Here is a 26,298-nt window from a genome sequence, read left to right on the forward strand (position 1 = left end):
TCTCGGAGGATACCATTTGAACAAAAAGAAAAAGTCAAACAAATCCGGCTACCCGGATGAAGCAATCAAGACCCTTGCACGTTGCTTTTATCCCTCCATGGTTGAGTTTTTCAACAGCGAGGAAGGCCAGCGTGAATACGAGGAATGGCTGAAAGAGCAGGAAACTCTACAAGCCTTGCCTGTTGCAGCATAAAAACAGCAGGACGCTCCCAGTAAAGGGAACGCCCTGCCTTATATAGATGTATCTCACCGAGGTGTGTCCAGCTGGGCACACCTCTTATTTTTTTGTCCTTAATCTTCTAGCCCATGGCTCCCGGCTGCATTTTTCAAATATTTCTCCGGGTCACCATTCAAAATCAAATCCGCATATCCCAGCGGGTCATTATAGATGAGGTAATCCAACTCCGACCTCTGCGCCATGGTCACGTCCAGTGCATCCTCGACCCCGGTGCAGTCAATGGAGATCATTCTCCCATCCCGGAGCAGCAGTTCCACGCACCCGGTATCCATGTTGAAATGGTAAGCTTTTGCATCGTACTTCATAATCGCATCCTCCAAATCTTGTTATCGGCTTACGGTCTATGACAAGGTATCGGAGTTTTGTGCCGTCCACAGGAACCTTCGTTGTTGTACCCGAAGAAAACGAAAAATCCGAACCCTTCTCCAATCGGAAACAGGTTCGGATTTTTCTTGTTTGGTGGGCGCGGGTGGATTCGAACCACCGAAGCTGAAAGCAGCAGATTTACAGTCTGTCCCCATTGGCCACTCGGGAACACGCCCATATTCACTTCCTGTGCATCCGTTAAGCCGGACGACTTGCTTATTTTAGCATGAAAGGTCGATTTTGTCAACGGGTTTTCTGCATTTTGGACAAAGAAATTTTTCCCGCCACCCGGTGCGGCGGCTGTGGGGCGGGGCAATGCATCGGCAAAGCGTGAAAAACGGCTGCGGGAATTGTACAAAGCGCAGACTTTCCCTGCCCGCATTGCAAATTGCGGGCGAACATGCTATTATAAAAGGTATCACGAAGTTATAACGTTCCCGGAACGCACCGGGCGAAAGAAAGGCACGGTGATCGCTCGATGACGATGGAAGAATGCTACACCCAGATGGGGGCCAATTATCACAGGGTGCTCCGGCGATTGGGCAAAGAGTCGCTGCTCGTGAAGATCGCCGAGATGTTCCCGCAGGACGAAAGCTACAACCGGATGAAGGCCATGATGGACCAACCAGAGGGAAACATAGAGCTGACCATGCGCGCGGCGCACAAATTCTATGGTCTGTGCCTGAACGCGGGCTACGCCAACCTGAGCAAGGTGATGGAGCTGCTGGTCGATGCGCTGGAGGACGGCGACATAGAGGAAGCGCAGCATCAGCTGCGGCGGGTTACGCGGCAGTATAATTTCACCTGCAAGCTCCTCAAGGATGTGGACGAACTCAAACCCAAAGAGGACTACGGCACGGGACGATACTTCATCCCGCGGAATCGGTTGTAAAACAAAGGAGCGGCTCCCCGCGCAAGGGAGCCGCTCCTTTTTGTCTGCGTGTCAGAGCCTGCGCTGCCGCTCGTAGGTGCGCAGGGCGTCCAGCGATTCCGGGGCCATGGGCACCAGCGCAAGCATGTTGAAGATGGTCATCAGCCCGATGCCCACGTCGCCCAGATCCCACACCACGGTGTAGGCCTGTGTGCCGCCCACCAGCAGCATAGCCAGCGCCAGCAGCTTGTAGGCGGTCTGGCTCCACCAGTTGTCGCCGCACAGGTAGGCCACGTTGCCCCGGGCGTAGTACAGCACCCCCAAAAAGGTGGAGAAGCTGAACAGCGCTAAGATCACCGCAATGAACACGATGCCAAAGCTGCCCAGGTGGTACTGCATGGCGGCCTGCAAAAGGTCCATGCCCGCAAGGTCTGCGGTGAGCGATTCCGGCACCAGCAGCATCAGAAAGGCCGTGCAACTGCAGATGACCACCGTGTCGATCAGCACGCCCAGCGCCTGCACGAAGCCCATCTTCACCGGGTCGTCGCATTCGGCGGCGGCCGCCGCGCAGGGGGCCGAGCCGCTGCCCGCCTCGTTGGAGAACAGCCCGCGCTTGACGCCGTTCATCAGCACGGCGCCAAAGCCGCCTGCCGCTGCCTGCCGCAGCCCGAAGGCCTCGGCAAAGATGCGCCCGAACACGGCCGGGAGCTTGGGCAGGTTGAACAGCACCACCCCCACCGTGAGCACGAAGTAGCACACCGCCATGATGGGCACCATCACGTCCAGGCTTTTCACGGTAGCGTTCTTGCGCAGCACGATCACCGCCGCGATGGCCGTGAGCACCAGCGTGGTGGCAAGCGGCGGGACGTGGAAGGCGTTCTGGAACGCCGAGCTCACCGAGTTGGAGATGACCTGACTGATGCCGCACCAGCAGATGAGGCCGGACACCGCGAACAGCGCCGCCACAACAGACCGCTTGAGCTTTTTGCCCCGCTTGCGCTCGGCCAGCACATGGAGGTAGTAGGCCGGGCCGCCCCGCCAGCCGCCGTACAGCGGGTCCGGCTGGCGGTATTTCTGCGCCAGCGTGGACTCCACGAACGAGGTGGAAGCCCCCAGCAGGGCCGTGACCCACATCCAGAACACCGCGCCTGCGCCGCCTGCAGACACGGCCGCCACCACGCCCACCAGGTTGCCCATGCCCACGCGGGTGGCAGTAGAGATGACCAGTGTCTGGAAGGAGGAAAGCCCGCCCGCAGCCTGCTTTTTTTCGCACACTGCGCCGATCATATCCCGGAACAGCCGCACCGGCAGCAGCCTTGTGCGCAGGGTAAAGCCGATACCGGCTGCAAACAGCAGCACCACCATAAAGGAGATGCCAATGCCGCCCGCCACCGGCAGGGTGAACAGATCGCCCCACAGCAGGCGGTAAAGCGCTTCGATCAGATCAACTATCAAGAAAACAGCCTCCTGTACTTTTGAGAAATAAAGTTGCTACTTCATTATAGTACAGCACAGAAGAATTGTAAAATCTAAAATATTGATAGAAAGAATCGATAGAACGGGATGGCTTGACAAATCACATAGCTTCGATTATACTACAAACAGAAGGGGCGCTGACTGCAAGGGTCAGCTTTCCATCCCGCTAGTCAAAAAGATTGACCGCTCGAGTTGGGGAACTGTTAGGCGGTCAATCTTTTTTGTTATCATCGTTTTTCATCTGGGAAAACTTTGCCATGACCTCAAGGGTCAAATGGATCACATCCACGATCAAACTCAGCAATGCGAGGATGAACGTGAGAAGTGCGAGAGTCTCCAACAGAGTCATTCGATATCCCTCCCTTCGCCTTCAAGGCTCCGGGCAGGGCACTTCAAAAAAGTTTCTTCCCGGAACCTCTGCTTGTTCTATGTAAAAATAGAAAAACAGCGACGCGGGATAGAAAGCATGACCACCAATTTTGCAATCAGCGCCTTATTGTTATTTTAACATAATCTTTTATAGATTACAACATAAAAGCCGCCCGGTTATGCCGGGCGGCGGAGGAAGAAGCGCGTTTCAGCGCGTTTGAAAATAGCAGTTACAAAATGTCGATGTACTCACCGGCCAGCGCTTTGTTCATGCTGCGCACGGCGCAGAACTTGCCGCACATGCTGCAGGTGTCGCTGTGGTCGTCCTCAGGCAGGCGGGCGTCGCGGATGGCCTTGGCGGTCTCCGGGTCCAGCGCGCAGGCGAACTGTGCATCCCAGTCCAGTACGCGGCGGGCGTCTCCCATTTTGTCGTCGATATCCCGGGCATGGGGGATGCCCTTGGCGATGTCGGCGGCGTGGGCCGCGATCTTGGAGGCCACGATGCCCTGCTTCACGTCCTCCACATTGGGCAGTGCCAGATGTTCGGCGGGGGTCACATAGCACAGGAAGGCCGCGCCGCTCATGGCCGCCACGGCACCGCCGATGGCAGCGGTGATGTGGTCGTAGCCGGGGGCAATATCAGTGACCAGGGGTCCCAGCACGTAGAAGGGTGCACCCATGCAGATGGACTTCTGCACCTCCATGTTAGCGGCCACCTGATTCAGAGGCACATGGCCGGGGCCTTCCACCATGACCTGCACGTTGTGGGCCCATGCACGCTTGGTCAGCTCGCCCAGACGCACCAGTTCTTCGATCTGGCACACATCGGTGGCATCGGCAAGGCAGCCGGGGCGGCAGGCGTCGCCCAGCGAGATGGTCACGTCGTGCTCGGCGCAGATGTCGCAGATTTCATCAAAGTGCTCGTAGAAAGGGTTCTCGTTGCCGGTCATGCTCATCCACGCAAACACCAGAGAGCCGCCGCGGCTGACGATGTTCATCTTACGCTTGTGCTTGCGGATCTGCTCGATGGTCTTGCGGGTGATGCCGCAGTGCAGGGTGACAAAGTCCACGCCGTCCTCGGCGTGCAGACGCACCACGTCGATGAAGTCCTGGGCCGTCAGCTCGGCTAGGTCGCGCTGGTAGTGGATGACCGAGTCGTACACCGGCACAGTGCCGATCATCACCGGGCACTCGTGGGTCAGCTTCTGGCGGAAGGGCTGGGTGTTGCCGTGGCTGGACAGGTCCATAATGGCTTCTGCGCCCATGTTCACGGCGCTCATCACCTTCTGCATCTCAATGTTGTAGTCCTTGCAGTCGCGGGAGACGCCAAGGTTCACGTTGATCTTGGTGCGCAGCATGGAACCCACGCCCTCGGGGTTCAGGCACTTGTGGTGCTTGTTGGCGGGGATGGCTACCTTGCCCTCGGCGACCCACTGGCGGATCTCCTCGGTGGTGCGGCATTCCTTTTTGGCTACGATCTCCATCTCCGGGGTAACGATGCCCTTGCGGGCGGCATCCATCTGGGTGGTATAAGTCTGCATACGCTGTGTTCCTCCAAATGACAGTTTATCTCTGAACAGCAGGGTGCTGGTCATACAAAGGGAGTTGCAGATAGCCGTCATTCAGAAAAAACAGTACGCTCTGGATGCCGACACCTGCGCAAAATACGCTTTTCATGTTGGTTTTCTCCATGAATTTTGTAACGCGGCCCAAGGTGGTGCCCCCGGTTTGCCGCGGGTTGATAGCTTACTTTATGATCTGCTCCGAAAGGGCGCGCAGCTTCCGGCACTCGGCCTCAATGTCCTTTGCGGCAAAGATGGCGCTCACAAGGGCCACGCCGTCCACGCCGGTGCCCTTCAGCTGGAGGATGTTCTCTTTGTGGATACCGCCGATGGCCACCACCGGCACGTCCACGGCATTGCAGATGTCGATGAGGGTCTGGCGGGGCAGAACGTCCACGTCGGTCTTGGTGCTGGTGGCGAACACCGCCCCCACGCCCAGGCAGTCGGCACCGTGGGCCACGGCGCGGCGCGCCTCCTCCACCGTGTGGGCGGAAACGCCGATCATCATGTTCTCGCCCACGCGCTGGCGCACCTGGGCTGCTTCCATGTCGCTCTGGCCCACATGCACGCCCTCGGCGTGGCACCGGATGGCCACCTCCACATTGTCGTTGATGAACAGCGGCACGCCGTAGCGCTGGCACAGGGCATGAATTTCGATGGCTTCGCGCAGGAAATCTTCATCGCCCAGGTGCTTTTCCCGCAGCTGCACGCAGGTGGCACCACCTTTCAGGGCACTTTCCACCTGCTCATACAGGGTCTGTTTGCCCACCCATGCGCGGTCGGTGACGGCGTACAAAAGCATGGTCTGCTTATCGCACTTCATAGTTTGCTCCTTTTTCCAGCTGTTCCGGGGTCATGTTGTAGATGGCGTCGATGATGTAATTGCGGTAGGAAGAATTGCCGTCCAGCGCGGTCAGGCGCTTGTGGGCAATCTCGCCTGCAAGGCCCATGGCGCACACGGCGGCCGCAGCAGCGTCCAGCGCATGGCCCGGGTTCGCGGTGACGAAGGCCGCCGTCAGGGCCGAGAGCTGGCAGCCGGTGCCGGTGATGCTGCTCATCATGGGGTGGCCGTTGCGGATGCAGTAGGCCTTCTCCCCGTCGGCCACGATGTCGATGGCCCCGGTGATGGCGACCACGGCCCCGGTCTCGGCGGCAAACTTTTTGGCAAAGGCCACGGCGGCGTCGAGGTTTTCTTCGGTGACTTTATCAGCCACATCGGCGTCCACGCCCTTGGTGGTGCCCGCGCCGGAAGCCAGGGTCTTCACCTCCGAGATGTTGCCGCGGATGACCGTGAACTTCACCTCCCGCAGCAGGCGGAAGGCGGTGTCGGTGCGCAGCTTGGAAGCGCCCGCGCCCACCGGGTCCAGCACCACGGGGTGGCCCAGGGCGTTCGCCTTTTTGCCCGCCAGCAGCATGCTGGTGATGGTGCGGCTGTTCAGGGTGCCGATGTTGATGTTCAGCCCGCCGCAGATGGTGGTGATGTCCTCCACCTCGGCGGCATCGTCGGCCATGATGGGCGAAGCACCGCAGGCCAGCACCATGTTGGCGCAGTCGTTCACGGTGACGTAATTTGTGATGTTGTGGATGAGCGGGCACTTGGTGCGCACATTCTCGAACTCCGTTTTAAACATTTCGAAGCACCTCCGTTAAGAAAGGCTCTGCTGCATGGAGCGCAGGGCACCGGAACGCTGCAGGCTGTACACCAGCACGCCTGCAATGATGGAACCCACGGCGGTGGAGATCAGGAAGGGCACGATGTAGGCGTAGAAGGCGATGTCGCCGGCGCTCTTGCCCATGAGGAAGATGGCTACGGGGTAAGCGCACAGGCCGCCCAGGATGCTGGTGCCGAACACCTCACCCACCATGGTGGCAAAGATGTTTTTGGTCTTGTGGTACACCAGGCCGCACAGCAGCGCACCGAACATGCTGCCGGGGAAGGCCATCAGGCTGCCCAGGCCCAGCAGATTGCGCAGCAGGGAAGCCACAAAGGCCACGCCGAGGCCCCACCAGGGGCCCAGCAGCACGGCACAGGTCACGTTGACCATGTGCTGGATGGGGGCGCACTTGCTGCCGAACATGGGGAAGCTGAACACGCTGCCCACCACGCACAAAGCGCACAGCATACCGGCCAGAGCCAGCTTTTTCACAGAGATGTTTTTCATAGGGACGCTCCTTTCAAGGCGGCAGGGGCACAGCCAGCGCCCCCGCAGAACACCCCCGCACCGGGCGCAGACGGGCGCACCGGGGGCAGGGGATATACGGAAGCGGTCGAGGCTTGCTGGCCTCCTCTCACGCCGGAACACGGCTTCCCATCGCTGACGGTTTTCCAGGCTCAGGGCGCTCCCCCTCAGCCCGCTGCGGCCCTCCCGCAGAAGCCGCCCCTTTTACATCCGGCGCGGCTGGGTCTTCCTCCTTAAGAAAAAATGCAACAAAAAAAAAAACAGGGGGCCCCGGCGGAGCCTCCTGCAAAAAATCACGCACATGCTGACTTCCTACGGCGGCATTATCCGCATCAGGTAAAAGGGTCGAAGTTCGGGTACTTCCTCTCAGCCCGCGCACGAGCTCCCCTGTATTTGCTTGTGCCTTGTATTCTACACCTCTTTCCCCAAAATTGCAAGGGGGAAGGCTTACCCCCCGCAAAAACAGCCGGACACGGTTTTCGTGCCCGGCTGTTTTTGTTAGGAAGGAGAAATTATGAAAATGCTTTGCGAAACGCTTATCCCATGGTGACCCGCACGGCCACTTCGGTGCCTGCCGGGGCCAGCGGCAGCACATTGCCCGCGATGGCCCTGCCGTCCACAGTGACGACCTTCACGCCGTGCTGGACGGCGGCGGCATTGTCCACCGTGATGTGGTACACCGCGCCCCGGAAGCGGCGGGTGACTGTAAAGCTGCCCAGCGTGTGGGGAATGCAGGGGTCCACCTTCAGGCCGTCCAGCGTGGGCTGGATGCCCAGAATGTACTGGCTCACGTTGAAGAAGGTCCACGCCGCCGTGCCGGTCAGCCAGCTGTTCTTCGCTTCGCCGAAGGTGGGGGCGTCCCTGCCCGCCACCATCTGGCTGTAGACGTAGGGCTCGGTGCGGTGGATCTCGGAAATGTCCTCAATGTAGGCCGGGCAGGTCTTGCGGTAGACCTCAAAGGCCCGGTCGCCGTGGCCGAGCACCGCCTCGGCGCAGCTGATCCAGGGGTTGTTGTGGCAGAAGATGCCCGCGTTCTCCTTGTAGCCCGGGGGATAGCTGGAAATTTCGCCCAGGTTCAGCTGGTAACTGGTGTAGGCGGGCTGGTGCAGCACCACGCCGTACTTGGTGTCCAGCCGTTCCTCCACGCTCCTAAGGGCAGCGGCGGCCTGGCCGGTCTCTTTGCCGATGCCCGCCATGACGCACATGCCCTGGGGCTCGATGAAGATCTGGCCCTCGGTGCACTCCTTGCTGCCCACCGGCTTGCCAAAGGCGTCGTAGGCGCGGCGGAACCACGCGCCGTCCCAGCCCGCGGTGAGGGTGGCCTGCTCCACCGCGTCGATGCTCTTGCGGGCCGCGGCGGCCTCGTCGGTGAGGTGCAGGTGATCGCACAGTTCGGCGTACTCATGGCCGTACTTGACGAACATGCCCGCGATGAACACGCTCTCGGCCACGGGGCCCTCGCTGGGGCCGGTGATCTGGAAGCTCTCGCCCGGGTGCTCCGAGAAGCAGTTCAGGTTCAGGCAGTCGTTCCAGTCGGCGCGGCCGATGAGGGGCAGGCCGTGGGGGCCCAGGTGGGTGCAGGTGAAGTTGAAGCTGCGGCGCAGGTGCTCCATCAGGGGCTGGGCCTTGCTTTCGTCGTTGTCAAAGGGCACCTGCTCGTCCAGAATGGACCAGTCGCCGGTCTCGCGCAGGTAGGCGGCGGTGCCCGCAATGAGCCACAGCGGGTCATCGTTGAAGCCGGTGCCGATGTCGCGGTTGCCCTTCTTGGTCAGGGGCTGGTACTGGTGGTAGGCGCTGCCGTCCTCAAACTGGGTGGCGGCGATGTCCAGGATGCGCTCCCGGGCGCGGGAGGGGATGATGTGCACGAAGCCCAGCAGGTCCTGACAGCTGTCGCGGAAGCCCATGCCGCGGCCGGTGCCGCTCTCAAAGTAGCTGGCGGAGCGGCTCATGTTGAAGGTGACCATGCACTGGTACTGGTGCCAGATGTTCACCATGCGGTCCAGCTTTTCCTCGCTGGATTCCAGGTGGTAGGTGGAGAGCAGTGCTTCCCAATGGTCGGCCAGGGCTTTGCGGGCGGCATCCACCTGGGCGCTGGTGGCGTAGCGGCTGATCATGGCGTGGGCACGCGCTTTATTGATGACGCCCGGGGCGGTGAACTTCTCGTCCTGGGGGTTCTCGATGTAGCCGAGACCGAACAAAATCTTCTTTTCCTCGCCCGGGGCCAGGGTGACGTGGATGTGCAGCGCGCCCACCGGGGCCCACCCGTGGGCGATGGAGCCGGAGCAGTGCCCGGCGCGGACGGCCTCGGGGTCTGCCGGGCCGCCGTACACCCCGCAGAATGCGTCGCGGGTGGTGTCGAAGCTGGTGACCGGCGTGTCGGACCAGAACACCGCGTAGTGGTCGCGGCGTTCGCGGTACTCGGTCTTGTGGTAGATGACGCCGGGCTCCACCTCCACTTCGCCGGTGGAGAAGTTGCGCTGGAAGTTGGAGCTGTCGTCGATGGCGTCCCACAGGCAGAACTCCACATAGCCGAAGACGTCCAGCTCCTTCACGGCGTCGGTGTGGTTCTGCAGGGTCAGGCGGTCCAGCTCGCAGGCGTCGCCTTTGGGTACGAACAGCTCCTGCGCGGCGGCCACGCCGTTCTTCTCGCCCTCGATCACGGTGTAGCCCAGGCCGTGGCGGCAGGTGTAGCGGTCCAGCGGGGTCTTGGTGGGCTGCCAGCCGGGGTTCCAGACGGTATCGCCGTCCTTGATGTAGATGTGGTGGCCGTCCATGTCCAGCGGGGAGCTGTTGTAGCGGTAGCGGGTCAGGCGGCGCATCCGGGCGTCGCGGTAGAAGCTGTAGCCGCCCGCCGTGTTGGAGACAAGGCTGAAGAAATCCTCGCTGCCCAGGTAGTTGATCCAGGGCAGGGGCGTGCGCGGGGTGGTGATGACGTATTCCTTGTGTTCATCATCGAAGTGACCGAATCTCATAAATGCTTCCTCCTTGTACAGCTGCCGGGAAGGCCCGGCTGCTTCGCGTTTGCGAAAACGATTAAGCATGACGGCGGGAGCATTCTCTTTGCTTTTAGAATAGCCGAACCGCACACAAAATGCAAGAGCTTTTGCGAAAAAACTTTGGAAAGATTTTTTCACAAAACGGGCGTGGATGCACGGTTTTTGCGGAAACTTTTTCCGGCGGGCCCGTCAGGGCAGAGCGGCGCGCAGCAAAACGAAGGGGCCGGAAGCCCATTTAAAAGTAATATTAGATGGGACGAAAACGACAGCGAAAAAAGTTTCGATTTTAACCGAAATGTAACGAAAACCATTCGAGATGCACAATTCCGGCCCGCCGGAACCGAACAAAACGCCAAAAGTGATGCTAAAAGCCCAAAACTTTTGCGTTTGCGCTTGATTTTTCGTGCAGAGTGCGCTATCATGAACTTGCGAAAACGATTAAGGACATGACGAAGAACATCCACCCGCGAAACCGTTCTTCGGGAAGGAGGCGAGCAGGCGATGCCATCCCTGAAAGATCTGGCAAAGGAATGCGGCGTGTCGGTGGCAACGGTCAGCAAGGCACTGAACGACCAGCCGGATATCTCGCCTGCCACACGGGAGCGGGTACGCGCCGCAGCGCACCGCATGGGCTACCTGCCCAACGCCGCCGCCCGCGCCCTGAAGACCAACCGAACTTACAACCTGGGCGTTCTGTTCGTGGACGAACGGCAGAGCGGCCTGACCCACGAATACTTCTCCGCTGTGCTGGACAGCTTCAAGGTGGAAGCGGAAAAGCGCGGCTACGACATCACCTTCATCAACCACAGCGGCAAGAGCATGAGCTACCTCGAACATTGCCGCTACCGCAATGTGGACGGCGTGGTGATCGCCTGCGTGAACTTCTACGACCCGCAGGTGGTGGAGCTGGTGAACAGCGAGGTGCCGGTGGTGACCATCGACCATGTGTTCAACAACCGCATGGCGGTGCTCTCCGACAACGTCGCCGGTCTGAAAGCTCTGGTGCGGCAGGCATGGGCCTGCGGCCACCGGCGCATCGCCTTCATCCACGGCGAAAAGACCGCCGTCACCGAGAACCGTCTGGCGGGCTTCTATCAGGTGTGCGAGGAGTTGGGCCTGCAGGTGCCGGAGGAGTACGTCCGCAGCGGCGTCTACCACGACGCAGACCGCTGCGCCGCCGAGACCCGGGCCCTGCTGGAACTGCACGAGCCGCCCACCTGCATCATCTTCCCCGACGACTTCTCCGCTCTGGGCGGCTACAACGCCATCAGCGAGAAAGGTCTTTCCATCCCGGAGGACATCTCGGTGATGGGCTACGACGGCATCTACCTCTCCCGGGTGGTCAAGCCCCAGCTGGTGACCTACCAGCAGAACACCGCGGCTTTGGGCCGCACCGCAGCCGAAAAGCTCATTGAGCTGATCGAACACCCCCGCGTGACGCTGCCCGAACAGATCCGGGTCTCCGGCAGGCTGCTGGACGGTGGCTCGGTGCGCGGGCTGTAAAACACTTTTGGCTCCAAAGGCTCCCGTGCAAAGGACCTTTTCTGAACAACAAATAAGAATAAGTATGGAAAACCATGAAGGAGGTTTACCCTTATGAAAAAGATCTCTCGCCGTAATTTCCTGCTCGCTTCCGGTGCCGTGACCATTGGTGCAGCTCTGGCTGCCTGCGGCGGCAGTTCCGCCTCCACCAGCACCGCTTCCTCGGCCGCTGCTTCTTCTGCCGCTTCCGAAGCCCCCGCCGCACAGGGCAAGGTGCTGAACATCTGGTGCTGGAACGATGAGTTCCAGAGCCGCTTCAACGCCTACTACCCCGAGGTCTCCGAGGTGGCAGAGGATAAGTCCACCACCACCCTGAAGGACGGCACCGTCGTCAAGTGGACCATCAACCCCAACGAGAACAACAACTACCAGAACAAGCTGGACGAAGCCCTGCTGAGCCAGGATTCCGCCGCCGATGACGACAAGATCGACATCTTCCTGATCGAGGCCGACTACGCTCTGAAGTATGTGGACTCCGATTACGCGCTGGACGTGAAGGCCGACATCGGCCTGACCGACGACGACCTGTCCGGCCAGTACCAGTACACCAAGGACATCGTCACCGTGGACGGCAGCCAGCGCGGCACCACCTGGCAGGCTACCCCGGGTCTGTTCGCTTACCGCCGCAGCATCGCAAAGGATGTTCTGGGCACCGACGACCCCACCGAAGTGCAGAGCTACCTGTCCGACTGGGATAAGTTCAACGATGTGGCAGCCCAGGCCTACGCCAAGGGCTACAAGATGCTCTCCGGCTTCGACGATTCCTTCCGCACCTTCTCCAACAACATCAGTGCACCCTGGGTGGACGGCACCACCATCAACGTGGACCCCAATATGATGAAGTGGGTGGACCAGACCAAGGAGTACACCGATAAGGGCTACAACAACAAGTCCAGCCTGTGGGACAGCCAGTGGGCCGCCGACCAGGGCCCCACCGGCAAGGTGTTCGGCTTCTTCTACTCCACCTGGGGCATCAACTTCACCCTGCTGGGCAACTCGCTGGAGACCCCGGTGGCCGACGGTGAGACCCCGCAGGTAGGCAACGGCATCTACGGCGACTACGCTGTGTGCGAAGGCCCTCAGCCCTACTACTGGGGCGGCACCTGGATCTGCGGCGCAGCGGGCAGCGACAACATTGAGCTCATCCGCGACATCATGCAGAAGCTGACCTGCGACGAAGCCATCATGAAGCAGATCACCCTGGATACTCAGGACTACACCAACAACGAAAAGGCCATGAACGAGATCGCCAACAGCGATTACAGCTCCGACTTCCTGGGCGGCCAGAACCACATCGCTCTGTTCGCCGAGGCTGCAGGCAAGATCGACATGTCCAACGCGGGCCCCTACGATCAGGGCATCACCGAGAGCTTCCAGGCCGCATTCAAGGATTACTTCACCGGCAACGTGGACGAAGACACCGCCAAGGCGAACTTCCAGACCGCTATCCAGGAGAAGTACCCCGAGCTGACCGACGTGGTCTGGCCCGCATAACGGCTTCCGACGTTTGACTGAAAACTGAATCAAAAGGGGCGGGCGGCATATCTCGCCCGCCCCTTTTCTTTGGGAGGCGATCCTATGGGAGAAAAGAAAAAGAAAGGGTCGATCAGCTACGCGAAGTGGGGCTACATCTTCATTGCGCCGTTCTTCATCATCTTCGCGGTATTTCAGCTGATCCCTCTGGTATCCACCATCTACTACAGCTTCTTTGAATATTACCGCAGCGGCCTGAAGGTCATTGGCCCGAACTTCGTGGGCCTGAAGAACTACATCACCCTGTTCGCCACCGATCTGCCCAAGTATTTCGGCAACACGCTGATTTTGTGGATCATCGGCTTCATCCCGCAGATCGCCGTCTCGCTGCTGCTGGCGGCCTGGTTCACCGACCTGCGGCTCAAGCTCAAGGGCCAGACCTTCTTTAAGACGGTCATCTACATGCCCAACCTGATCATGGCCTCGGCCTTTGCCATGCTGTTCTTCGCGCTGTTCTCGGACAACGGCCCGGTGAACTCGGTGCTGCTGAGCATGGGCATCCTGGACGAGCCCTTCAGCTTCATGAACTCGGTGTGGGGCAACCGCGGCCTTGTGGGCCTGATGAACTTTCTGATGTGGTTCGGCAACACCACCATCATGCTGATGGCTGCCATCATGGGTGTGGACCCCACCCTGTATGAGGCCGCCGAGCTGGACGGCTGCACCCCGAACCAGATGTTCTGGAAGATCACCATCCCGCTCATCCGGCCCATCCTGATCTATGTCATGATCACTTCCATGATCGGCGGCCTGCAGATGTTCGATGTGCCGCAGATCTTGACCAACGGCAAGGGCGGCCCCAACCGCACCTCCACCACCATGATCATGTATCTGAACAACCACCTGTTCAGCAAGAACTATGGCATGGCCGGTGCCGTTTCCGTGGTGCTGTTCCTCGTGTGTGCTGTGCTGTGCGTGGTGGTCTACTTCTCCCTCACCAAGGAAGACGACGGCCTGACCCGCGCCCAGCGCAAAGAGCTGAAAGCGGCCAGAAAAGCAGCTGCCAAGGCAGCAAAAGGAGGGAACTGATATGGCACACGCTCCTAAATCTCAGTCTGAAAAAGCTACGCTGGCGGCACGCCGTGCATGGTGCTATCTGGTGCTGGTGGTCATCAGCTTTCTGTGCCTGTTCTTCTTCTACGTGCTGGTGATCAACTCCACCCGCAACCACTTCGAGATCCAGAAAGGCTTCTCGCTGCTGCCGGGCGGCGCGTTCGTCACCAACCTGAAGAACGTGCTGGCCGACGCCAACATCCCGGTGCTCACCGGCATCCGCAACAGCCTGATCGTGTCCGCCTTCTCGGCGGCGTTCAGCGTCTACTTCTCGGCCCTGACGGCTTACGGCATCTACGCCTATAACTTCAAGTTCAAGAAGGCCGCCTTTGCCCTCATCCTGCTGATTATGACCATGCCCACGCAGGTGTCGGCCCTGGGCTTTTTGCAGCTGATCACCAAGATGGGCCTGAAGAACAGCTTCATCCCGCTGATCGTGCCCAGCATCGCAGCGCCCACCGTCTTCTTCTTCATGAAGCAGTACCTGGATGCGTCCCTGCCCATGGAGATCGTGGAAGCGGCCCGCATTGACGGCGCAGGCGAGTTCTACACCTTTAATAAGATCGTGCTGCCCATCATGAAACCGGCCCTGGCCGTGCAGGCCATCTTCTCCTTCGTGGCCAGCTGGAACAACTACTTCATCCCCGCGCTGGTGCTGGACAGTGCCGACAAAAAGACCCTGCCCATCCTCATCGCACAGCTGCGCAGCGCAGACTTCCTGAAGTTTGATATGGGCAAGGTGTATATGATGGTGGCCATCGCCATCCTGCCCGTCATCGTCGTGTACCTGCTGCTGTCGAAATTCATCGTCCGCGGCGTGGCACTGGGTGGTGTCAAAGGCTAATGTGATTCAAACGAAAAAGGGAACGGCGAAAGGTGCCTCCCGATAAGAAAACATCGTGAGGCAAGAGAGAAACGGTATAGCTTCGGCTATGCCGTTTTTCTCATTCTTGCCTTGATGAAGTGACTTTGGATACTTCCAGGGCTCCAATGCCCTTATAGTAGATGTCAATTTCCTGGGTGCGGTTCTTACCCTTTGGATCGCTGGCAGCATGGACAACGATCTTTTCGACAAACTCATGTAAGATACATGGCGTCAATTCAGGAATTTCCGTATACCGTTCTACAACGGAGAGAAACCTTTCTACATTGGCGCTTTTTTGTTCCTCTGCTTCGATTTCACCACGGAGGACAGCCGCTACCTCTTGAAGCTGATGCTGCTCTTTCTCGTAGTCAGCGGAGAGCTTTTGGAAACGCTCGTCAGAAAGTTTTCCCGAAATAGTATCCTCATAGAGCCGCTTGAAAATGGTGTCCAGCTCTGTGATCCGTTTTTCGGCATCAGCCAATGTTTTCTGCCGTTTTGCCAAACCTCGGTTACGCTGGCGCATATCCGCATCCATCACCATCTTCACAAAATCGTCTTTGCGCTGTGATGCGAAGGAAACGATCTCGCGCAGATTTTGCAGAACCAATTCCTCCAGGATAACAGTTCGGATAGAATGTGTCTGCCCACATACATCACGGCTTTTCCGATAGCCCGAACACAGGTAGTATTCCTGATCGCGCCGAAAATTGGTTGCCCTGCATTGATACATGATGGAACCGCAGTCGGCACAGAACATCATGCCGGAGAACATCCCCATTTCTCCCATCTTTGTTGGTCGGCGCCGCGTCTGCCTTGCGAGCCTTGCTGCATCGGCAATCGCCTCTGTCCAGATAGCTTCGTGGGTATTCTCAAAAATCTTCCATTCGCTTTCTGGATTGAGCAGAGTCTTTTTGCTCTTGTAGGATTTTTTACGGGTTTTGAAATTAACCGTGTGCCCCAGGTATTCACGCCAGCGATCCATGATGTCGGCAATCGTAGAAGAATCCCAAGCGTAAGGAGAACCTTTCTTTGTGACATTGGTTGTCCTGCCTTTACTCGCATAGTAAGCAGCCGGAGTAAGGATTTTTCTTTCCGTCAGTTTTCTTGCGATCTGCGAGGGTCCCAAACCGTCCATGATATAGAGACCAATTTCATAAACTACCTGGGCGGCTTCTTCATCCTTCACCCATTGCTTTTTGTCATCAGACGATTTTATGTATCCATACGGAGGCAAGACAGTCAAATGTTCCCCTGCATTGCCTTTCACTTTCATAACGGCACGGATTTTTTTGCTGGTGTCTTTGGCGTACCATTCATTGATGATATTGCGGAAGGGCGTAAACTCGTTGTCGCCCTGGGTACTGTCTACACCATCATTCACCGCAATAAAGTGAATATCATGTTCGGGAAACATGATCTCCGTATACATGCCGACTTGCAGATAATCACGTCCGAAACGCGACATATCCTTAATGATAACACGCTTGACAAGACCTGCCTCAATATCTGCAATCATCTGCTGAAAGCCTGGGCGGTTGAAGGTCGTACCTGAGATGCCGTCATCAACATAGAATTTGAAATTGCTATATCCATGCTCACGGGCATACTTTTCCAGGATTTTTTTCTGGTTTACAATGCTATTGCTGTCACCCTGCAATTCATCGTCACGGGATAAGCGACAATACAGAGCAGTAAGTTCTTCGGAACTCATAGCTGTGTAAGGGAATTGAAGCGCGGCAGCGGTGTTTGACTGATAATACATAAATACCTCCCATCTGGCAGTCAAACACGATATTGAAGTCCAACTTCATTATACCGCGCTTTCTTTTTCCTGTCTGCCTGTTAGGAGGATTTCAAGTCACAGTTTCTTTCTGGACATCGGCTTTTATCAAGTTCTCCAGTTTGGAGGCGATCGTTTGATTTCCCTTTTGAGGAAAGAAAGAATTGACGATAAAGGTCGTGTTGCCGATCTTCTTTTTGCTCCGCATAGGCGGGGCATATTTATTTTCAGATTGATTTTTCTGCATGATAAAGCCCCTTTCATGCCATTTCATTAAAACCATAAAAGAGGCAGAAAACGGATGGCTGCTGGCCGCAGCTCCACGGGAATTTCACCCCGGCCCATGCTGATGGGTGCGCCGCGCAATGCTTTGAGGGCGTTCAACGCGGGAGTCTCATTGTCCTGTCTGTGCATCTTCGCCCACAGGTTGCCACACCTGTTTCGCGGCCTGGTTTTGTCGCTCGCCTGTTTGGTAGGGGTCCCGTCCTGCGGACTTGCAACAGGGTCATGGCGCACCGGCCGATCGGCTCCACACAGACAGATCGTATCCGTCTGCCTTATGCTGCCCGAAGGCTTTCTTTGTCAAGGAACAATAAGGCTTTGTCGGCCTGCAAAAGCACATCAACAGCGGATATGCTTTTGCGGAACGACAAATAGCCCATAACGGGAAGCGTGGAAAGGGGACACGCTCCCCGCATGGGCTAAAAGATTATCCTACATGAAAAGCAAGGGTGCGGGTAATAAGGCGCACTTGCAGCCTGTTACGCATTTCCTCGTCCACATAGGAATAGGTATTGCCCGCGTCGTCTTTCAGCGTGCGGGTACAAAGTTTCGCTATGTAACCCTCGTAGTGCTTCAAGATCGCGCACATGGCGGTTGTGTCGCCGTTTGCCGCTGCGGAAATGACAGGGAACGGCAACAGATTTTCAGACTTCCTAACGGTATTCATCATCTGCTTTTCCCTCCAAATACTGTTTGATTTTCGCAAGCGCGGATTTCCTGTGCCGGAAAACCGTCGTGCGTACAACATTCAGCAGTTCGCCAATTTCCGCGTCGCTCATATCCAAGAAGTAGGACAAAAGGATAATGTCGCGTTTCCTTTCGGGCAAAGCGTTAAGGGCTTCGGCAAGCAGTTCATTTTTGACGAGTACATCAAAGCCGGACACTTGAAAACGGAAATAATCGCTTTCGTATTCGTCCGTTGTGAAAAGCTGCGCGAGTTCGCTTTCGCTCAAATCCGAAAAAGTAACTTCGCGTGCTGCGCGTTTCGCAAGAGTGCGGCGGTGGCTTTTCGCTTCGCCGACCAAAGTTTTCTTTGCTAATGCGTCGTACTGATGTTGTATTCTTTCCTTGTCGGAAGAAGATAGCTCCATAGAGTTCACCTCCTTCCCGCGTGGAGTAGAGGACGGGAGTTAAGGGCTTGTCCTCTCTGCCCCTTTCGCTCCGTACCCGTTCGGGAGATGGCTCTTGAGTGCGCTTTTCAGAAAAAAGTTGAAAAAAGCAAAATGCGCCCGTCCGCAAGACGCGGACGGGCGCAAAGGAAATGTAAGCAGTAGCTAAATGTATTGACAGTTCACATTCATAGCCGGAATATCCCGCTTGCGGAGCATAGCTTTTTTTGACCGCAAAGCATTAGGCGGGTTACAGTAAATAAAAATGGACACGGCGATACCTCCCCGATACCGCCGTATCCTTAAAAAAGGGCGACTTTAATACACTACCCGCAATCCATTCTATAATAGGGAACAGCGGCTTTTGCGCAATATTAAATAAAAAAGCCGATAACACATAGGTTTTTTGACCTAATGCGTTATCGGCTCTGCGTCTATGCGTCTGGCACTTTTAATCATTTTTTTTTGAATTTATTATATGTGTTAGCTAACTGTCCACAAGCCGCGTTAATCTCTCTGCCATGAGAAACTCTCATAGTAACTTCAAGTCCTGCTTGCTCTAATTGATGTTTGAATGCAACTATTTCCCGTTTCTGTGGTGCTTTAATTCTTGAATTGCTTGTTGGGTTGTATTGTAACACGTTAATCATAACTTTTTTGCCCCGAAACCATTTTGCAAGTTGTCTTACATCTGAGGGCCGGTCATTTATACCCGGTAAAAGCAAATACGCAAAGACAATTTTGCGATTATGCCTTTCAGAATAGGATAAGGCTTGCTTAACAACATCTTCAATAGCATATATGCGCATGTGAGGAATAATACGATTTCTTGCAGATTGTGTTGCTGCGTGTAAAGATATTGTCAACTGAATTTTAAGATGTTCCTCGCGCAATTTTTTTAATTGATCAACCGGACCAACTGTTGATATGGTAATGCCGTCGGTTGGAAAGTTGAGCCCATATCTATCTCGGAGAATATGGATTGCTTTTATCAAGTTGTCATAATTGAATAAAGGCTCTCCCATACCCATAAAAACGATACGGTTTACTTTTCGACGCAACAATATAATCTGTTGTACGATTTCTGACGATGTTAGATTACGAACAAAGCCATTTCGCCCGGACTCACAAAAAATACAACCAACAGGACAACCGACTTGTGTGCTCACGCAAACAGTTCCACCATCTCGCCGCTTGATAAAAACCGTTTCAATGTATTTGTTGTCTTTCAGTTCGTAAACATACTTTTCAGTATCACTGCTTTTGCAAATATTTTTTACCAACATTGATAGATTTTTTTTGCGTGGTAATTGCTTATATAATTCTTCATATAAGGCTTTTGCTTCATTCTCGCCAATAACTTCCGACATTTCTTTGTAAGTAAATCCGTATGGATCATTCCGTACTTCCGCAGGCGTATATTTAGGTAAACGTTTCATTTTTATATCCTTTCTTCTAAATAATAAAAGTTTGTTTTTCTGTATTTTTGATTACAATCTCTAATTTTTCTACATCAATGATATGCGTCAATTTGCATTTAGGGCAGAAAAGAGGAAAATCTTTTAATACAGTATTATGAAATACTTGAACTCTCGTCTTTCCGTTACAAATCGGACATTTTATCCAATATTTTTTAAGCATTATATTTCACTCGTCCTTTTTACACAAAAAAATGCAGGTCAATCCTCAACATGAGCATTGACCTGCATTTATAATGCACAGAGCAGTACAACAAAACTAAGGCATAGCTTGCACTATGTCTATACTATATCTATACGTCGTTAGTTTTTTGTATAGCATCCGCAAAATAAGCATGACAAAAAAGCCCATGTTGAAAATGGGAAAATCCTTTTTTTCAATGCTTATCTAATACGCATGCTATGCAACATAAACGCCGCCTCCTTTTACATAAATTTTATTTTATCAGAAAATCAGTCTACTGTCAATACACAACAGGAAGTATTTAACCTAATGATATGAATTGTGTGGACATATCCAAAAAGAAAGGTGAACTGTAAAATGTAACAGGGTGAATTAAAATGGCAAAAAGACCCGTACCATTGTACGACTTTAAGGCTTTCGGGGCAGCTATAAAAGCCGCGAGAAATGAATACGGCGAGAGCCGCAAAAAGGTAAGCGACGAGTTATATATTTCCCCGCGCTACCTTGCGAATATCGAGAACAAGGGACAACAGCCGAGTTTACAGGTATTCTATGACCTTGTAACCCGGTATCATATTTCGGTAGATCAATTTTTCTTCCCGAACAGCAATGCGGAGAAATCCACCGGGCGGCGGCAGCTTGACGCGCTGCTGGACGGTATGAGCGATAAAGGCATACGGATTGTAACCGCAACAGCAAGGGAGATAACGGAAGTCGAAAAAGCAGAGGATTAACCTCACAATATGAGAAATCGGGAGATTGCAGCGCATGGCGGCTGCAATCTTTTTTTGCGTCCAAAATCAAAGGAACGCGCAACAAATACCGCCTTTCGGTGGGGGTATGGAGTAGATAGCAAGCACAGCAAGCGAGTACCCGCTTGCGGATTTTGCGCTGTTCAGGTCCCTTGCCCGAACAGTCAAAATTGCTTGCTGGGATATCCCAGACCCTTATGAGAAACGGAGGCTGCCCATGGCGAACCGAAAGCGGAATATTCAGATGAAATTCTATGTGACGGAGGAGGAAAAACGGCTCATAGATGAAAAGATGGCGCAGCTCCCCACACGGCGGTACGGCGCGTATCTGCGGAAGATGGCGATAGACGGGTATATCATCCAGCTTGACACCACGGATATCAAGCGGATGAACGCCGCCCTGTCCGCCATTGGTCGGAACGTCAATCAGATCGCCAAGCGTGTCAACGCCGGAGGCGGCGCGTACAAAGCGGATATGCGGGAGATACAGGAGAGGCTGGATGAGATATGGCAGTTACAAAGACGCATCCTATCAAGTCAACGCTGAAAGCGGCCATTGACTATATCTGCAACCCGGAAAAGACGGACGGAAAGCTGCTTGTATCCTCCTATGGCTGCGCCGCCGAGACTGCGGATATCGAATTTGCCTGGACCCGCCGCCATGCCATCGACAAGGGAACGAACCTGGGCCGCCACCTGATCCAAGCCTTTCAGCCTGGGGAGGTCACGCCGGAGCAGGCCCATGAGATCGGCATGGAGCTTGCAAAAGAGATCCTGGGCGGCAGGTATGAGTTCGTCCTGACCACCCACATAGACCGGGATCACGTCCATAACCACCTGATCTTCAACGCCGTCAGCTTTGCGGATCATAAGCACTACCATTCCAACAAGCGCAGCTATCACTTCATCCGCCGCACCTCAGACCGGCTCTGCAAGGAGCACGGCCTGTCCGTCATCGTTCCCGGCAGGGACAAGGGCAAAAGCTACATCGAGCATCAGGCGGAGCGGACCGGCACCAGCTATAAGGCGAAGCTGCGCGCCGCCATCGACCGGCTGCTGCCCGGCTGCCATGATTTAGAGGAGCTGCTGGTGCGGTTGCAGCGGGAGGGCTATGCGCTCAAGCGGGGCAAATACATTTCCGCCAGAGCGCCGGGACAGGAGCGGTTCACAAGGCTAAAGACCCTGGGCGCGGACTACGCCGAGGACGCCCTGACCGCACGGATGGCCGGACGCGCCAGACCCTCCCGCCAACCAAAGCAGCGCGGAGGCAGGGTCAGCCTGCTCATAGATATTCAGAACAACATCAAGGCCCAGCAGAGCGCGGGCTACCGCCATTGGGCGACCATCGAGAATCTGAAACGCATCGCCGAGACCAGCAACTTCCTGACGGAACACGGCATCGGCAGCATGAAGGAGCTGACGGAGTGCTGCGAGGCGGCTTCCGCCTCCGCCGCCCGGCTGAAAGCGGAGCTGCGGGAGACCGGGGTGCGGATCGAGGAGCTGACGCTGAAAATGAAGCACGTCGCCGCCTACCGTCAGCTCAAGCCCATCTATGACCGCTATCAGGCGTCGAAGGACAAAGAGAAGTTCCTGCGGGGCTATGAGAGGGAGATCATTCTCTTTGAGGCCGCCGCTAGGGAGTGCAAGCGTCTGGGCGCGGTTCCGCTGCCATCCACGGAGCGGATGCAGGCCGAAATGGACGCGCTCACCGCCCGAAGGGCGGCGCTGACCGCCGAGCGTCAGAAGGCGCAGCGGGAGGAGCAGGACTACGCCGCCGTGCGCCGGAACGTGGAGGAGTTCCTATCCCCGCCCCGGCAGGCGCCGGCACGGCAGAAGGATATGGAGCTGGAATGACCCCTGGGGCAAACTTTTTGCCGCAATCTGCGTTTTCCCCTGGGCTTTTGCCGAAATGTCAGATATAATGAAGATACAAACGATTTTGAAGGAGGCGAACCCCATGACAAGAGGCGAGGCCTTAAAAGACTTTTTCCGCAAGACCATCCTGCCGGTGGCGTCGGCCGCGCTGCTGTACTGCATCTTCCGCTCCGCCTGCGTAAAGAACGGGGAGCTGGATTATCTCTGGCTCTGGATCCTCTGCGGGCTGCCGTTTGGGATCTGGCGGCTGCGGCTCTGGATCATACCGGGCGGCGGCTCTCTGGGCGGCGGGATCGCCCTGTTCCTTCTGAACTTCGTCTTTGCCGGCCTTATCGGCGGCTGCGTCCTTGTCTGGCGGCTGCTGGTGGCGGCGTGGTATGTGCCGCTGACGCTGTACCGCCTGCTGACGGCGGGCTGTGCGTGTATCATCACCGAGGATTAGGCCCGCGCCATGGAAATGTGGAAAACGGCCGCTTTGCCGATGGAAAAGTCATTCACCGCCTAATGGAAAAGGACAGGCCTTTCCCACAGGACGGCAAACCGCTTTCCCACAGCGCCGCCCGGCTTGGCCGTTTGCCCACAGTCCCACAGCGCCTACGACTGCTGCTGCCGCAAAAATCGCGTTCCCTGATAGAAAAAATCATCATTTCATGGTAGAATGGGGACAGCCCATCGAAGGAGGGAAAAGCCCATGGACGAAAATAACTCCATACAGCTTTTTGAAGATAGAAAGATCCGTACCGCCTGGGACGAGGAAAAGGAAGAATGGTATTTCTCCGTGGTGGATGTGGTGGCGGTGCTGTCGGACAGCGCCAATCCCACGGATTATCTCAAAAAAATGCGCAAGCGGGATGAACAGCTCGCAAGCTACCTGGGGACAAATTGTCCCCAGGTAGAAATGACCGGCTCCACAGGCAAAAAGCGAAAGGTGCTTGCCGCCAATACCGAGGGCATCCTGCGCATCATCCAGTCCATCCCCTCGCCCAAGGCTGAACCCTTCCGGCTCTGGCTCGCCGCCGTAGGCCGGGAGCGCATCGAGGAGACCATCGACCCGGAGCAGGCCATCGACCGGGCACTGGAGACCTACCAGAAGAAGGGCTATGATGCCGACTGGATCCACCAGCGCATCCTCTCCATCCGCGTCCGCAACGAGCTCACCGCCGAATGGCAGGCGCGGGGCGTGGAGCAGGGCCGGGAATACGCCATCCTCACCGACGAGATCACAAAGGCCTGGTCCGGCATGACCACCCGGCAATACAAAAACCTGAAAGGGCTCAAAAAGGAAAACCTCCGGGACAACATGAGCACATTGGAGATCGTGCTGAACATGCTGGCCGAAACCACGACCACGGAGCTTTCCAAGGCCCACCGGCCGGAGGGCTTTGAGGAAAGCCGGATCGTCGCCCGGCGCGGCGGCAAGGTGGCGGGAGACGCACGGCGCGCCATCGAAGCGGACACAGGGCGGCCCGCCGTCACAGCGGAGAACGCCGCCCAGCTCAACGCCGTGGTGACGGATGTGATCCAGGGCGTGGCGGAAGCGGACAAGCCCAACGAGGACGAGAAATAAGCAAAAAAAGAAGCGGGGACGCAGCCAACGGATATACCGCAGGCCGCGTCCCCGCTTTTGCTATGGGTACATATTGGAAAGTGTCAAAAACGTCTGTTTTCTCGCCGCAGGAGCGCGGAGAAAAGCGCGGATGGGAAATCATAAGGGCATGGTCTGAAAACGCCGCCACGGGGGACTATTTTGCCCGTTTCCCACCCTTATCCATGCCTTTTTTCACACGCTGGGACTGGAAGTGCGGGCAGTCCAACACCACCGCCCGGAAGCTCTGCTTGCAGGGATGGATACAGCCCTTGCAGAGCCGGTTGTACTGCCGCCTGCCGTTCTCCCCCAGGAAGAAGGCCCATTCCAGCCGCCACTTCACGCCCCGGCTCACAGCTCCCCCAGCTCCGGGGGCTTTTTCTCCGGGGCAGGCCTGGGCTGCTGCTTTGCGCACTCCTGCTTTGCCGCCGCCAGCCGTTCCCGGATGGAGGGCTTTTTCTCCGGCTGCGTCCGCTCCGCGTGCTCCTTGGCCTTCTCCAGCTCCTCGCCCCGCCGGCCGTTGTTGATAACGCCGTCGATCATGCCGTAGTCATCCTCCAGCGTCATTTCAGCGGTACGGAGGGGATTGTCCTTTTCCGGCTGCTCCGCCGCCACGGCAAAGGCCCGCGTGCCGTTGCCCATGATAAGGTATTTTCCGTCCTCGGACTGATGGTGAACCCCATACCCGGCCGCCTCCATCTGCCCCCGGCTCATGGCCGTCACACAAAAACTGCCTCTGGGCGTGCTGACCCGCTCCTGCGTCGCCATCTGATCCGGCGTGGGGATCGTGACCTCCGCCGCCCGTTCCGGCTCCAAAAACTCCGGCACCTGAGAAAAGCCGAAGCGGTCGCAGTAATGGGCGGTGTCTTTCCCGTCCTGATGCAGCACCACGATATCCGATACGGACAGGGAGTGCCCGGTGAAGTCTGCCGGACGATCCACATTAAACCGGGTGTAGATGCTTTCCAGATCGTCCTTCGCCGTCAGCGGGGCGGTATAGACCAGTTTATAGTTTTCCGGCTTTACGGAAAGGCCGTTGTTGCGGATGGCGTCCAGCGGCTCGAAGCGGTAGTCCCGCGTACTATCTCCCGGTTTCAGCTGATAGATGGAGAAGGTGTCGCCCTGCGCCGCACGCGCCTGTGCCACGATATCTGCCGGGATCTGCGCATAGGCGGCCGCCTCCGCCGCGTACTCCCGTTCCGCCTTTTCCGCGGCGGCCAGCATTTCATCCACGCGGGATCTGTTCGGATCCTCCAAAGCCGCCTTGACCTCGGCAGGGTCGAAATCAAGAAACTCCTCGTATCCCGTGGCGTCCTTGAACTTTTCGATCTCGGAAGGAAGATAGTCCTCCTGCGTCTGACCCAGCGCCGCCAGCTTTTCATCCAGAGCGGAGATGCGTCCGGCCATCAGATTTTCGTAAATCGCTTCCTTTGCGGCGTGCGCCTCCGGGTGCTCCGCCGCGTACTGCGGATCGTTCTGACGGAAAAACTCGTCCATATCAAAGGCGATATCCATAGCCCACTCAGACTTTTCTTCTTCGGGAAGATCGTCCTGGAAGGTCATCACCCGGTATTCATCGGGGATACTGCCGCGCTCGCCATCGTAATACTCGCAGAAGCGGTCCCCCGTATCCCGCACATAGCCCTGATCCGTAAAGCTGCCGCTTTCGTCCATCGCCACGTCCCGGCCGTAGGCCTCATAGTCGATGTAATTTTGCAGGTGCTCCGGCACCTGCATGACCTCCAGCTCCTCGATATAGTACCGGCCCAGATCGCCATAGTCCTCAATATGGGGATAGACCTCATAGCAGTCCAGATTTTCCGTCAGGTTGATGATCTCCTGCAGGCTGCCGCAATGGTCGCCCATTTCCATACCGGCCTGAAACTGTGCGTATTCGCTGTTGCTCATTTCATCCAGCTTCGACGCCAGATAATTGAGCTCGTCCAGACTTTCGTATTCGCCCAGCTTGTCATAGAGGCCGTCCACATAGCAGTCATAGTCCGTGATGAACCATTCCTCATAGGGCTGGCCGAAGTCATCCCTCTGGCCGATGCCGATACGCTTGAATACCTCCTTCAGTTCCTCGGCGCTGGTGGGAAACTTCACCCACTCGCCCACAAGCTCGCCCTCGTTGTACTTGCCAAGATTGGTGATAAAGGCGGCAAAGGGATAGTCCTTGTTGTAACTGTAATCCGGCATATA

Annotated in this window: 28 protein-coding genes, 1 tRNA gene and 1 riboswitch; of the genes, 12 read left to right on the top strand and 17 right to left on the bottom strand. The window is 56.5% G+C overall.

The annotated features are described in order from the left end of the window. The first annotated feature begins 16 nt into the window (after positions 1-16). Complete coding sequence (locus CGS49_RS02870) at positions 17-193, top strand: hypothetical protein (RefSeq protein ID WP_242965863.1); 177 nt, start codon at positions 17-19, stop codon at positions 191-193. Between the two features lie 98 nt (positions 194-291). Here CGS49_RS02870 and CGS49_RS02875 read toward each other — a convergent pair whose 3' ends face one another. Both CGS49_RS02875 and CGS49_RS02880 read right to left on the bottom strand, forming a co-directional pair. Continuing rightward, complete coding sequence (locus tag CGS49_RS02875) at positions 292-543, bottom strand: DUF6061 family protein (protein WP_097800433.1); 252 nt, start codon at positions 541-543, stop codon at positions 292-294. Positions 544-695: 152 nt separating this feature from the next. Beyond that, positions 696-780 (bottom strand) — tRNA-Tyr (locus tag CGS49_RS02880). Between the two features lie 302 nt (positions 781-1,082). Here CGS49_RS02880 and CGS49_RS02885 point away from each other — a divergent pair. Beyond that, positions 1,083-1,496: a hypothetical protein gene (locus CGS49_RS02885; protein ID WP_097800434.1), complete on the top strand. Its 414-nt coding sequence runs from the start codon at positions 1,083-1,085 to the stop codon at positions 1,494-1,496. A gap of 51 nt (positions 1,497-1,547) precedes the next feature. On the opposite strand, the gene CGS49_RS02890 is transcribed toward CGS49_RS02885, so the two are convergent. The 7 genes from CGS49_RS02890 to CGS49_RS02915 form a co-directional block, all read right to left on the bottom strand. Then, the gene (locus CGS49_RS02890) at positions 1,548-2,930 is read right to left on the bottom strand and encodes an alanine/glycine:cation symporter family protein (protein ID WP_097800435.1); all 1,383 of its coding nucleotides are present in this window, start codon (positions 2,928-2,930) and stop codon (positions 1,548-1,550) included. A 232-nt stretch (positions 2,931-3,162) separates the two neighbouring features. Further along, on the bottom strand, positions 3,163-3,300 hold the full coding sequence (locus CGS49_RS14115; RefSeq protein ID WP_179859010.1) for a hypothetical protein: 138 nt from the start codon (positions 3,298-3,300) through the stop codon (positions 3,163-3,165). A 250-nt stretch (positions 3,301-3,550) separates the two neighbouring features. After that, on the bottom strand, positions 3,551-4,861 hold the full coding sequence (gene thiC / locus CGS49_RS02895) for a phosphomethylpyrimidine synthase ThiC (RefSeq protein WP_097800436.1): 1,311 nt from the start codon (positions 4,859-4,861) through the stop codon (positions 3,551-3,553). Between the two features lie 205 nt (positions 4,862-5,066). Next, positions 5,067-5,705, bottom strand: coding sequence for a thiamine phosphate synthase (thiE, locus tag CGS49_RS02900; protein WP_097800437.1), 639 nt, complete (start codon positions 5,703-5,705; stop codon positions 5,067-5,069). Further along, positions 5,692-6,513 carry a hydroxyethylthiazole kinase gene (gene thiM / locus CGS49_RS02905; protein ID WP_097800438.1) on the bottom strand — a complete coding sequence of 274 codons (822 nt, stop codon included), beginning with the start codon at positions 6,511-6,513 and terminating at the stop codon, positions 5,692-5,694. Before thiM ends, thiE begins: the two co-directional genes overlap by 14 nt. 15 nt (positions 6,514-6,528) lie before the next feature. Then, complete coding sequence (gene thiW, locus CGS49_RS02910; RefSeq protein ID WP_097800439.1) at positions 6,529-7,044, bottom strand: energy coupling factor transporter S component ThiW; 516 nt, start codon at positions 7,042-7,044, stop codon at positions 6,529-6,531. A gap of 310 nt (positions 7,045-7,354) precedes the next feature. Further along, positions 7,355-7,461: riboswitch (TPP riboswitch) on the bottom strand. Positions 7,462-7,598: 137 nt separating this feature from the next. Next, complete coding sequence (locus CGS49_RS02915; protein ID WP_097800440.1) at positions 7,599-10,034, bottom strand: glycoside hydrolase family 94 protein; 2,436 nt, start codon at positions 10,032-10,034, stop codon at positions 7,599-7,601. Between CGS49_RS02915 and CGS49_RS13870 the strand changes: the two genes are divergently transcribed. The 5 genes from CGS49_RS13870 (at position 10,005) to CGS49_RS02935 (ending at position 15,030) form a co-directional block, all read left to right on the top strand. Then, the gene (locus tag CGS49_RS13870) at positions 10,005-10,508 is read left to right on the top strand and encodes a hypothetical protein (RefSeq protein WP_143405798.1); all 504 of its coding nucleotides are present in this window, start codon (positions 10,005-10,007) and stop codon (positions 10,506-10,508) included. The genes CGS49_RS02915 and CGS49_RS13870 overlap by 30 nt on opposite strands. A gap of 51 nt (positions 10,509-10,559) precedes the next feature. Further along, on the top strand, positions 10,560-11,561 hold the full coding sequence (locus tag CGS49_RS02920) for a LacI family DNA-binding transcriptional regulator (RefSeq protein ID WP_097800441.1): 1,002 nt from the start codon (positions 10,560-10,562) through the stop codon (positions 11,559-11,561). A 93-nt stretch (positions 11,562-11,654) separates the two neighbouring features. Further along, the gene (locus CGS49_RS02925; protein WP_097800442.1) at positions 11,655-13,094 is read left to right on the top strand and encodes a twin-arginine translocation signal domain-containing protein; all 1,440 of its coding nucleotides are present in this window, start codon (positions 11,655-11,657) and stop codon (positions 13,092-13,094) included. Between the two features lie 84 nt (positions 13,095-13,178). Beyond that, positions 13,179-14,162 (top strand): carbohydrate ABC transporter permease, encoded by a 984-nt coding sequence (locus tag CGS49_RS02930; protein WP_097800443.1) that lies wholly within the window; start codon positions 13,179-13,181, stop codon positions 14,160-14,162. 1 nt (position 14,163) lies between these two features. Then, positions 14,164-15,030 (top strand): carbohydrate ABC transporter permease, encoded by an 867-nt coding sequence (locus CGS49_RS02935; protein WP_097800444.1) that lies wholly within the window; start codon positions 14,164-14,166, stop codon positions 15,028-15,030. 100 nt (positions 15,031-15,130) lie between these two features. Here CGS49_RS02935 and CGS49_RS02940 read toward each other — a convergent pair whose 3' ends face one another. The 6 genes from CGS49_RS02940 to CGS49_RS02970 form a co-directional block, all read right to left on the bottom strand. Next, positions 15,131-16,813 carry a recombinase family protein gene (locus CGS49_RS02940; protein WP_087187166.1) on the bottom strand — a complete coding sequence of 561 codons (1,683 nt, stop codon included), beginning with the start codon at positions 16,811-16,813 and terminating at the stop codon, positions 15,131-15,133. A gap of 91 nt (positions 16,814-16,904) precedes the next feature. Beyond that, complete coding sequence (locus CGS49_RS02945) at positions 16,905-17,078, bottom strand: transposon-encoded TnpW family protein (protein WP_158094644.1); 174 nt, start codon at positions 17,076-17,078, stop codon at positions 16,905-16,907. 462 nt (positions 17,079-17,540) lie between these two features. Continuing rightward, positions 17,541-17,783, bottom strand: coding sequence for a helix-turn-helix domain-containing protein (locus CGS49_RS02955; RefSeq protein ID WP_002604473.1), 243 nt, complete (start codon positions 17,781-17,783; stop codon positions 17,541-17,543). Continuing rightward, positions 17,767-18,204 (bottom strand): sigma-70 family RNA polymerase sigma factor, encoded by a 438-nt coding sequence (locus tag CGS49_RS02960; protein ID WP_002604474.1) that lies wholly within the window; start codon positions 18,202-18,204, stop codon positions 17,767-17,769. Before CGS49_RS02960 ends, CGS49_RS02955 begins: the two co-directional genes overlap by 17 nt. A gap of 473 nt (positions 18,205-18,677) precedes the next feature. After that, positions 18,678-19,661 carry a 23S rRNA (adenine(2503)-C(2))-methyltransferase RlmN gene (rlmN, locus tag CGS49_RS02965; protein WP_002584956.1) on the bottom strand — a complete coding sequence of 328 codons (984 nt, stop codon included), beginning with the start codon at positions 19,659-19,661 and terminating at the stop codon, positions 18,678-18,680. Between the two features lie 16 nt (positions 19,662-19,677). Continuing rightward, positions 19,678-19,863, bottom strand: coding sequence for a cysteine-rich KTR domain-containing protein (locus CGS49_RS02970; RefSeq protein WP_003431289.1), 186 nt, complete (start codon positions 19,861-19,863; stop codon positions 19,678-19,680). Between the two features lie 398 nt (positions 19,864-20,261). On the opposite strand from CGS49_RS02970, the gene CGS49_RS02975 reads away from it, so the two are divergent. The 5 genes from CGS49_RS02975 (at position 20,262) to CGS49_RS02995 (ending at position 24,078) form a co-directional block, all read left to right on the top strand. Beyond that, entirely contained in the window at positions 20,262-20,618 is a 357-nt protein-coding gene (locus CGS49_RS02975) for a helix-turn-helix transcriptional regulator (RefSeq protein ID WP_002584957.1), read from the top strand. Positions 20,619-20,853: 235 nt separating this feature from the next. After that, positions 20,854-21,183, top strand: coding sequence for a plasmid mobilization protein (locus CGS49_RS02980; protein ID WP_097800445.1), 330 nt, complete (start codon positions 20,854-20,856; stop codon positions 21,181-21,183). Next, positions 21,144-22,490 carry a relaxase/mobilization nuclease domain-containing protein gene (locus CGS49_RS02985; protein WP_097800446.1) on the top strand — a complete coding sequence of 449 codons (1,347 nt, stop codon included), beginning with the start codon at positions 21,144-21,146 and terminating at the stop codon, positions 22,488-22,490. The genes CGS49_RS02980 and CGS49_RS02985 overlap by 40 nt, the downstream gene beginning before the upstream one ends. A gap of 103 nt (positions 22,491-22,593) precedes the next feature. Further along, complete coding sequence (locus tag CGS49_RS02990; RefSeq protein WP_097800447.1) at positions 22,594-22,953, top strand: DUF6050 family protein; 360 nt, start codon at positions 22,594-22,596, stop codon at positions 22,951-22,953. Positions 22,954-23,202: 249 nt separating this feature from the next. Then, positions 23,203-24,078, top strand: a complete 876-nt coding sequence (locus CGS49_RS02995; RefSeq protein ID WP_097800448.1) for a BRO-N domain-containing protein — start codon at positions 23,203-23,205, stop codon at positions 24,076-24,078. 175 nt (positions 24,079-24,253) lie between these two features. Here the strand turns inward: CGS49_RS02995 and CGS49_RS03000 are convergent, their stop codons facing one another. Together CGS49_RS03000 and CGS49_RS03005 are read right to left on the bottom strand one after the other, a co-directional pair. Beyond that, complete coding sequence (locus CGS49_RS03000) at positions 24,254-24,451, bottom strand: hypothetical protein (RefSeq protein WP_097800449.1); 198 nt, start codon at positions 24,449-24,451, stop codon at positions 24,254-24,256. Continuing rightward, a complete protein-coding gene (locus tag CGS49_RS03005; RefSeq protein WP_097800450.1) occupies positions 24,448-26,295 on the bottom strand; it encodes an antirestriction protein ArdA in 1,848 nt (615 codons plus the stop codon). Before CGS49_RS03005 ends, CGS49_RS03000 begins: the two co-directional genes overlap by 4 nt. Between the last annotated feature and the right edge of the window lie 3 nt (positions 26,296-26,298).

Source organism: Faecalibacterium langellae (assembly GCF_002549775.1).
In the GTDB taxonomy this organism is placed as follows: Bacteria; Bacillota; Clostridia; order Oscillospirales; family Ruminococcaceae; genus Faecalibacterium; species Faecalibacterium langellae.

What these genes read in the sequence shown, in the direction of transcription:
- CGS49_RS02875 (WP_097800433.1), bottom strand. Translation starts at nt 543, where the DNA reads ATGAAGTACGATGCAAAAGCTTACCATTTCAACATGGATACCGGGTGC.
- CGS49_RS02885 (WP_097800434.1), top strand. Translation starts at nt 1,083, where the DNA reads ATGACGATGGAAGAATGCTACACCCAGATGGGGGCCAATTATCACAGG.
- CGS49_RS14115 (WP_179859010.1), bottom strand. Translation starts at nt 3,300, where the DNA reads ATGACTCTGTTGGAGACTCTCGCACTTCTCACGTTCATCCTCGCATTG.
- thiC (WP_097800436.1), bottom strand. Translation starts at nt 4,861, where the DNA reads ATGCAGACTTATACCACCCAGATGGATGCCGCCCGCAAGGGCATCGTT.
- thiE (WP_097800437.1), bottom strand. Translation starts at nt 5,705, where the DNA reads ATGAAGTGCGATAAGCAGACCATGCTTTTGTACGCCGTCACCGACCGC.
- thiM (WP_097800438.1), bottom strand. Translation starts at nt 6,513, where the DNA reads ATGTTTAAAACGGAGTTCGAGAATGTGCGCACCAAGTGCCCGCTCATC.
- thiW (WP_097800439.1), bottom strand. Translation starts at nt 7,044, where the DNA reads ATGAAAAACATCTCTGTGAAAAAGCTGGCTCTGGCCGGTATGCTGTGC.
- CGS49_RS02915 (WP_097800440.1), bottom strand. Translation starts at nt 10,034, where the DNA reads ATGAGATTCGGTCACTTCGATGATGAACACAAGGAATACGTCATCACC.
- CGS49_RS02920 (WP_097800441.1), top strand. Translation starts at nt 10,560, where the DNA reads ATGCCATCCCTGAAAGATCTGGCAAAGGAATGCGGCGTGTCGGTGGCA.
- CGS49_RS02925 (WP_097800442.1), top strand. Translation starts at nt 11,655, where the DNA reads ATGAAAAAGATCTCTCGCCGTAATTTCCTGCTCGCTTCCGGTGCCGTG.
- CGS49_RS02930 (WP_097800443.1), top strand. Translation starts at nt 13,179, where the DNA reads ATGGGAGAAAAGAAAAAGAAAGGGTCGATCAGCTACGCGAAGTGGGGC.
- CGS49_RS02935 (WP_097800444.1), top strand. Translation starts at nt 14,164, where the DNA reads ATGGCACACGCTCCTAAATCTCAGTCTGAAAAAGCTACGCTGGCGGCA.
- CGS49_RS02940 (WP_087187166.1), bottom strand. Translation starts at nt 16,813, where the DNA reads ATGTATTATCAGTCAAACACCGCTGCCGCGCTTCAATTCCCTTACACA.
- CGS49_RS02945 (WP_158094644.1), bottom strand. Translation starts at nt 17,078, where the DNA reads ATGCAGAAAAATCAATCTGAAAATAAATATGCCCCGCCTATGCGGAGC.
- CGS49_RS02955 (WP_002604473.1), bottom strand. Translation starts at nt 17,783, where the DNA reads ATGATGAATACCGTTAGGAAGTCTGAAAATCTGTTGCCGTTCCCTGTC.
- CGS49_RS02960 (WP_002604474.1), bottom strand. Translation starts at nt 18,204, where the DNA reads ATGGAGCTATCTTCTTCCGACAAGGAAAGAATACAACATCAGTACGAC.
- rlmN (WP_002584956.1), bottom strand. Translation starts at nt 19,661, where the DNA reads ATGAAACGTTTACCTAAATATACGCCTGCGGAAGTACGGAATGATCCA.
- CGS49_RS02970 (WP_003431289.1), bottom strand. Translation starts at nt 19,863, where the DNA reads ATGCTTAAAAAATATTGGATAAAATGTCCGATTTGTAACGGAAAGACG.
- CGS49_RS02975 (WP_002584957.1), top strand. Translation starts at nt 20,262, where the DNA reads ATGGCAAAAAGACCCGTACCATTGTACGACTTTAAGGCTTTCGGGGCA.
- CGS49_RS02980 (WP_097800445.1), top strand. Translation starts at nt 20,854, where the DNA reads ATGGCGAACCGAAAGCGGAATATTCAGATGAAATTCTATGTGACGGAG.
- CGS49_RS02985 (WP_097800446.1), top strand. Translation starts at nt 21,144, where the DNA reads ATGGCAGTTACAAAGACGCATCCTATCAAGTCAACGCTGAAAGCGGCC.
- CGS49_RS02990 (WP_097800447.1), top strand. Translation starts at nt 22,594, where the DNA reads ATGACAAGAGGCGAGGCCTTAAAAGACTTTTTCCGCAAGACCATCCTG.
- CGS49_RS02995 (WP_097800448.1), top strand. Translation starts at nt 23,203, where the DNA reads ATGGACGAAAATAACTCCATACAGCTTTTTGAAGATAGAAAGATCCGT.
- CGS49_RS03005 (WP_097800450.1), bottom strand. Translation starts at nt 26,295, where the DNA reads ATGCCGGATTACAGTTACAACAAGGACTATCCCTTTGCCGCCTTTATC.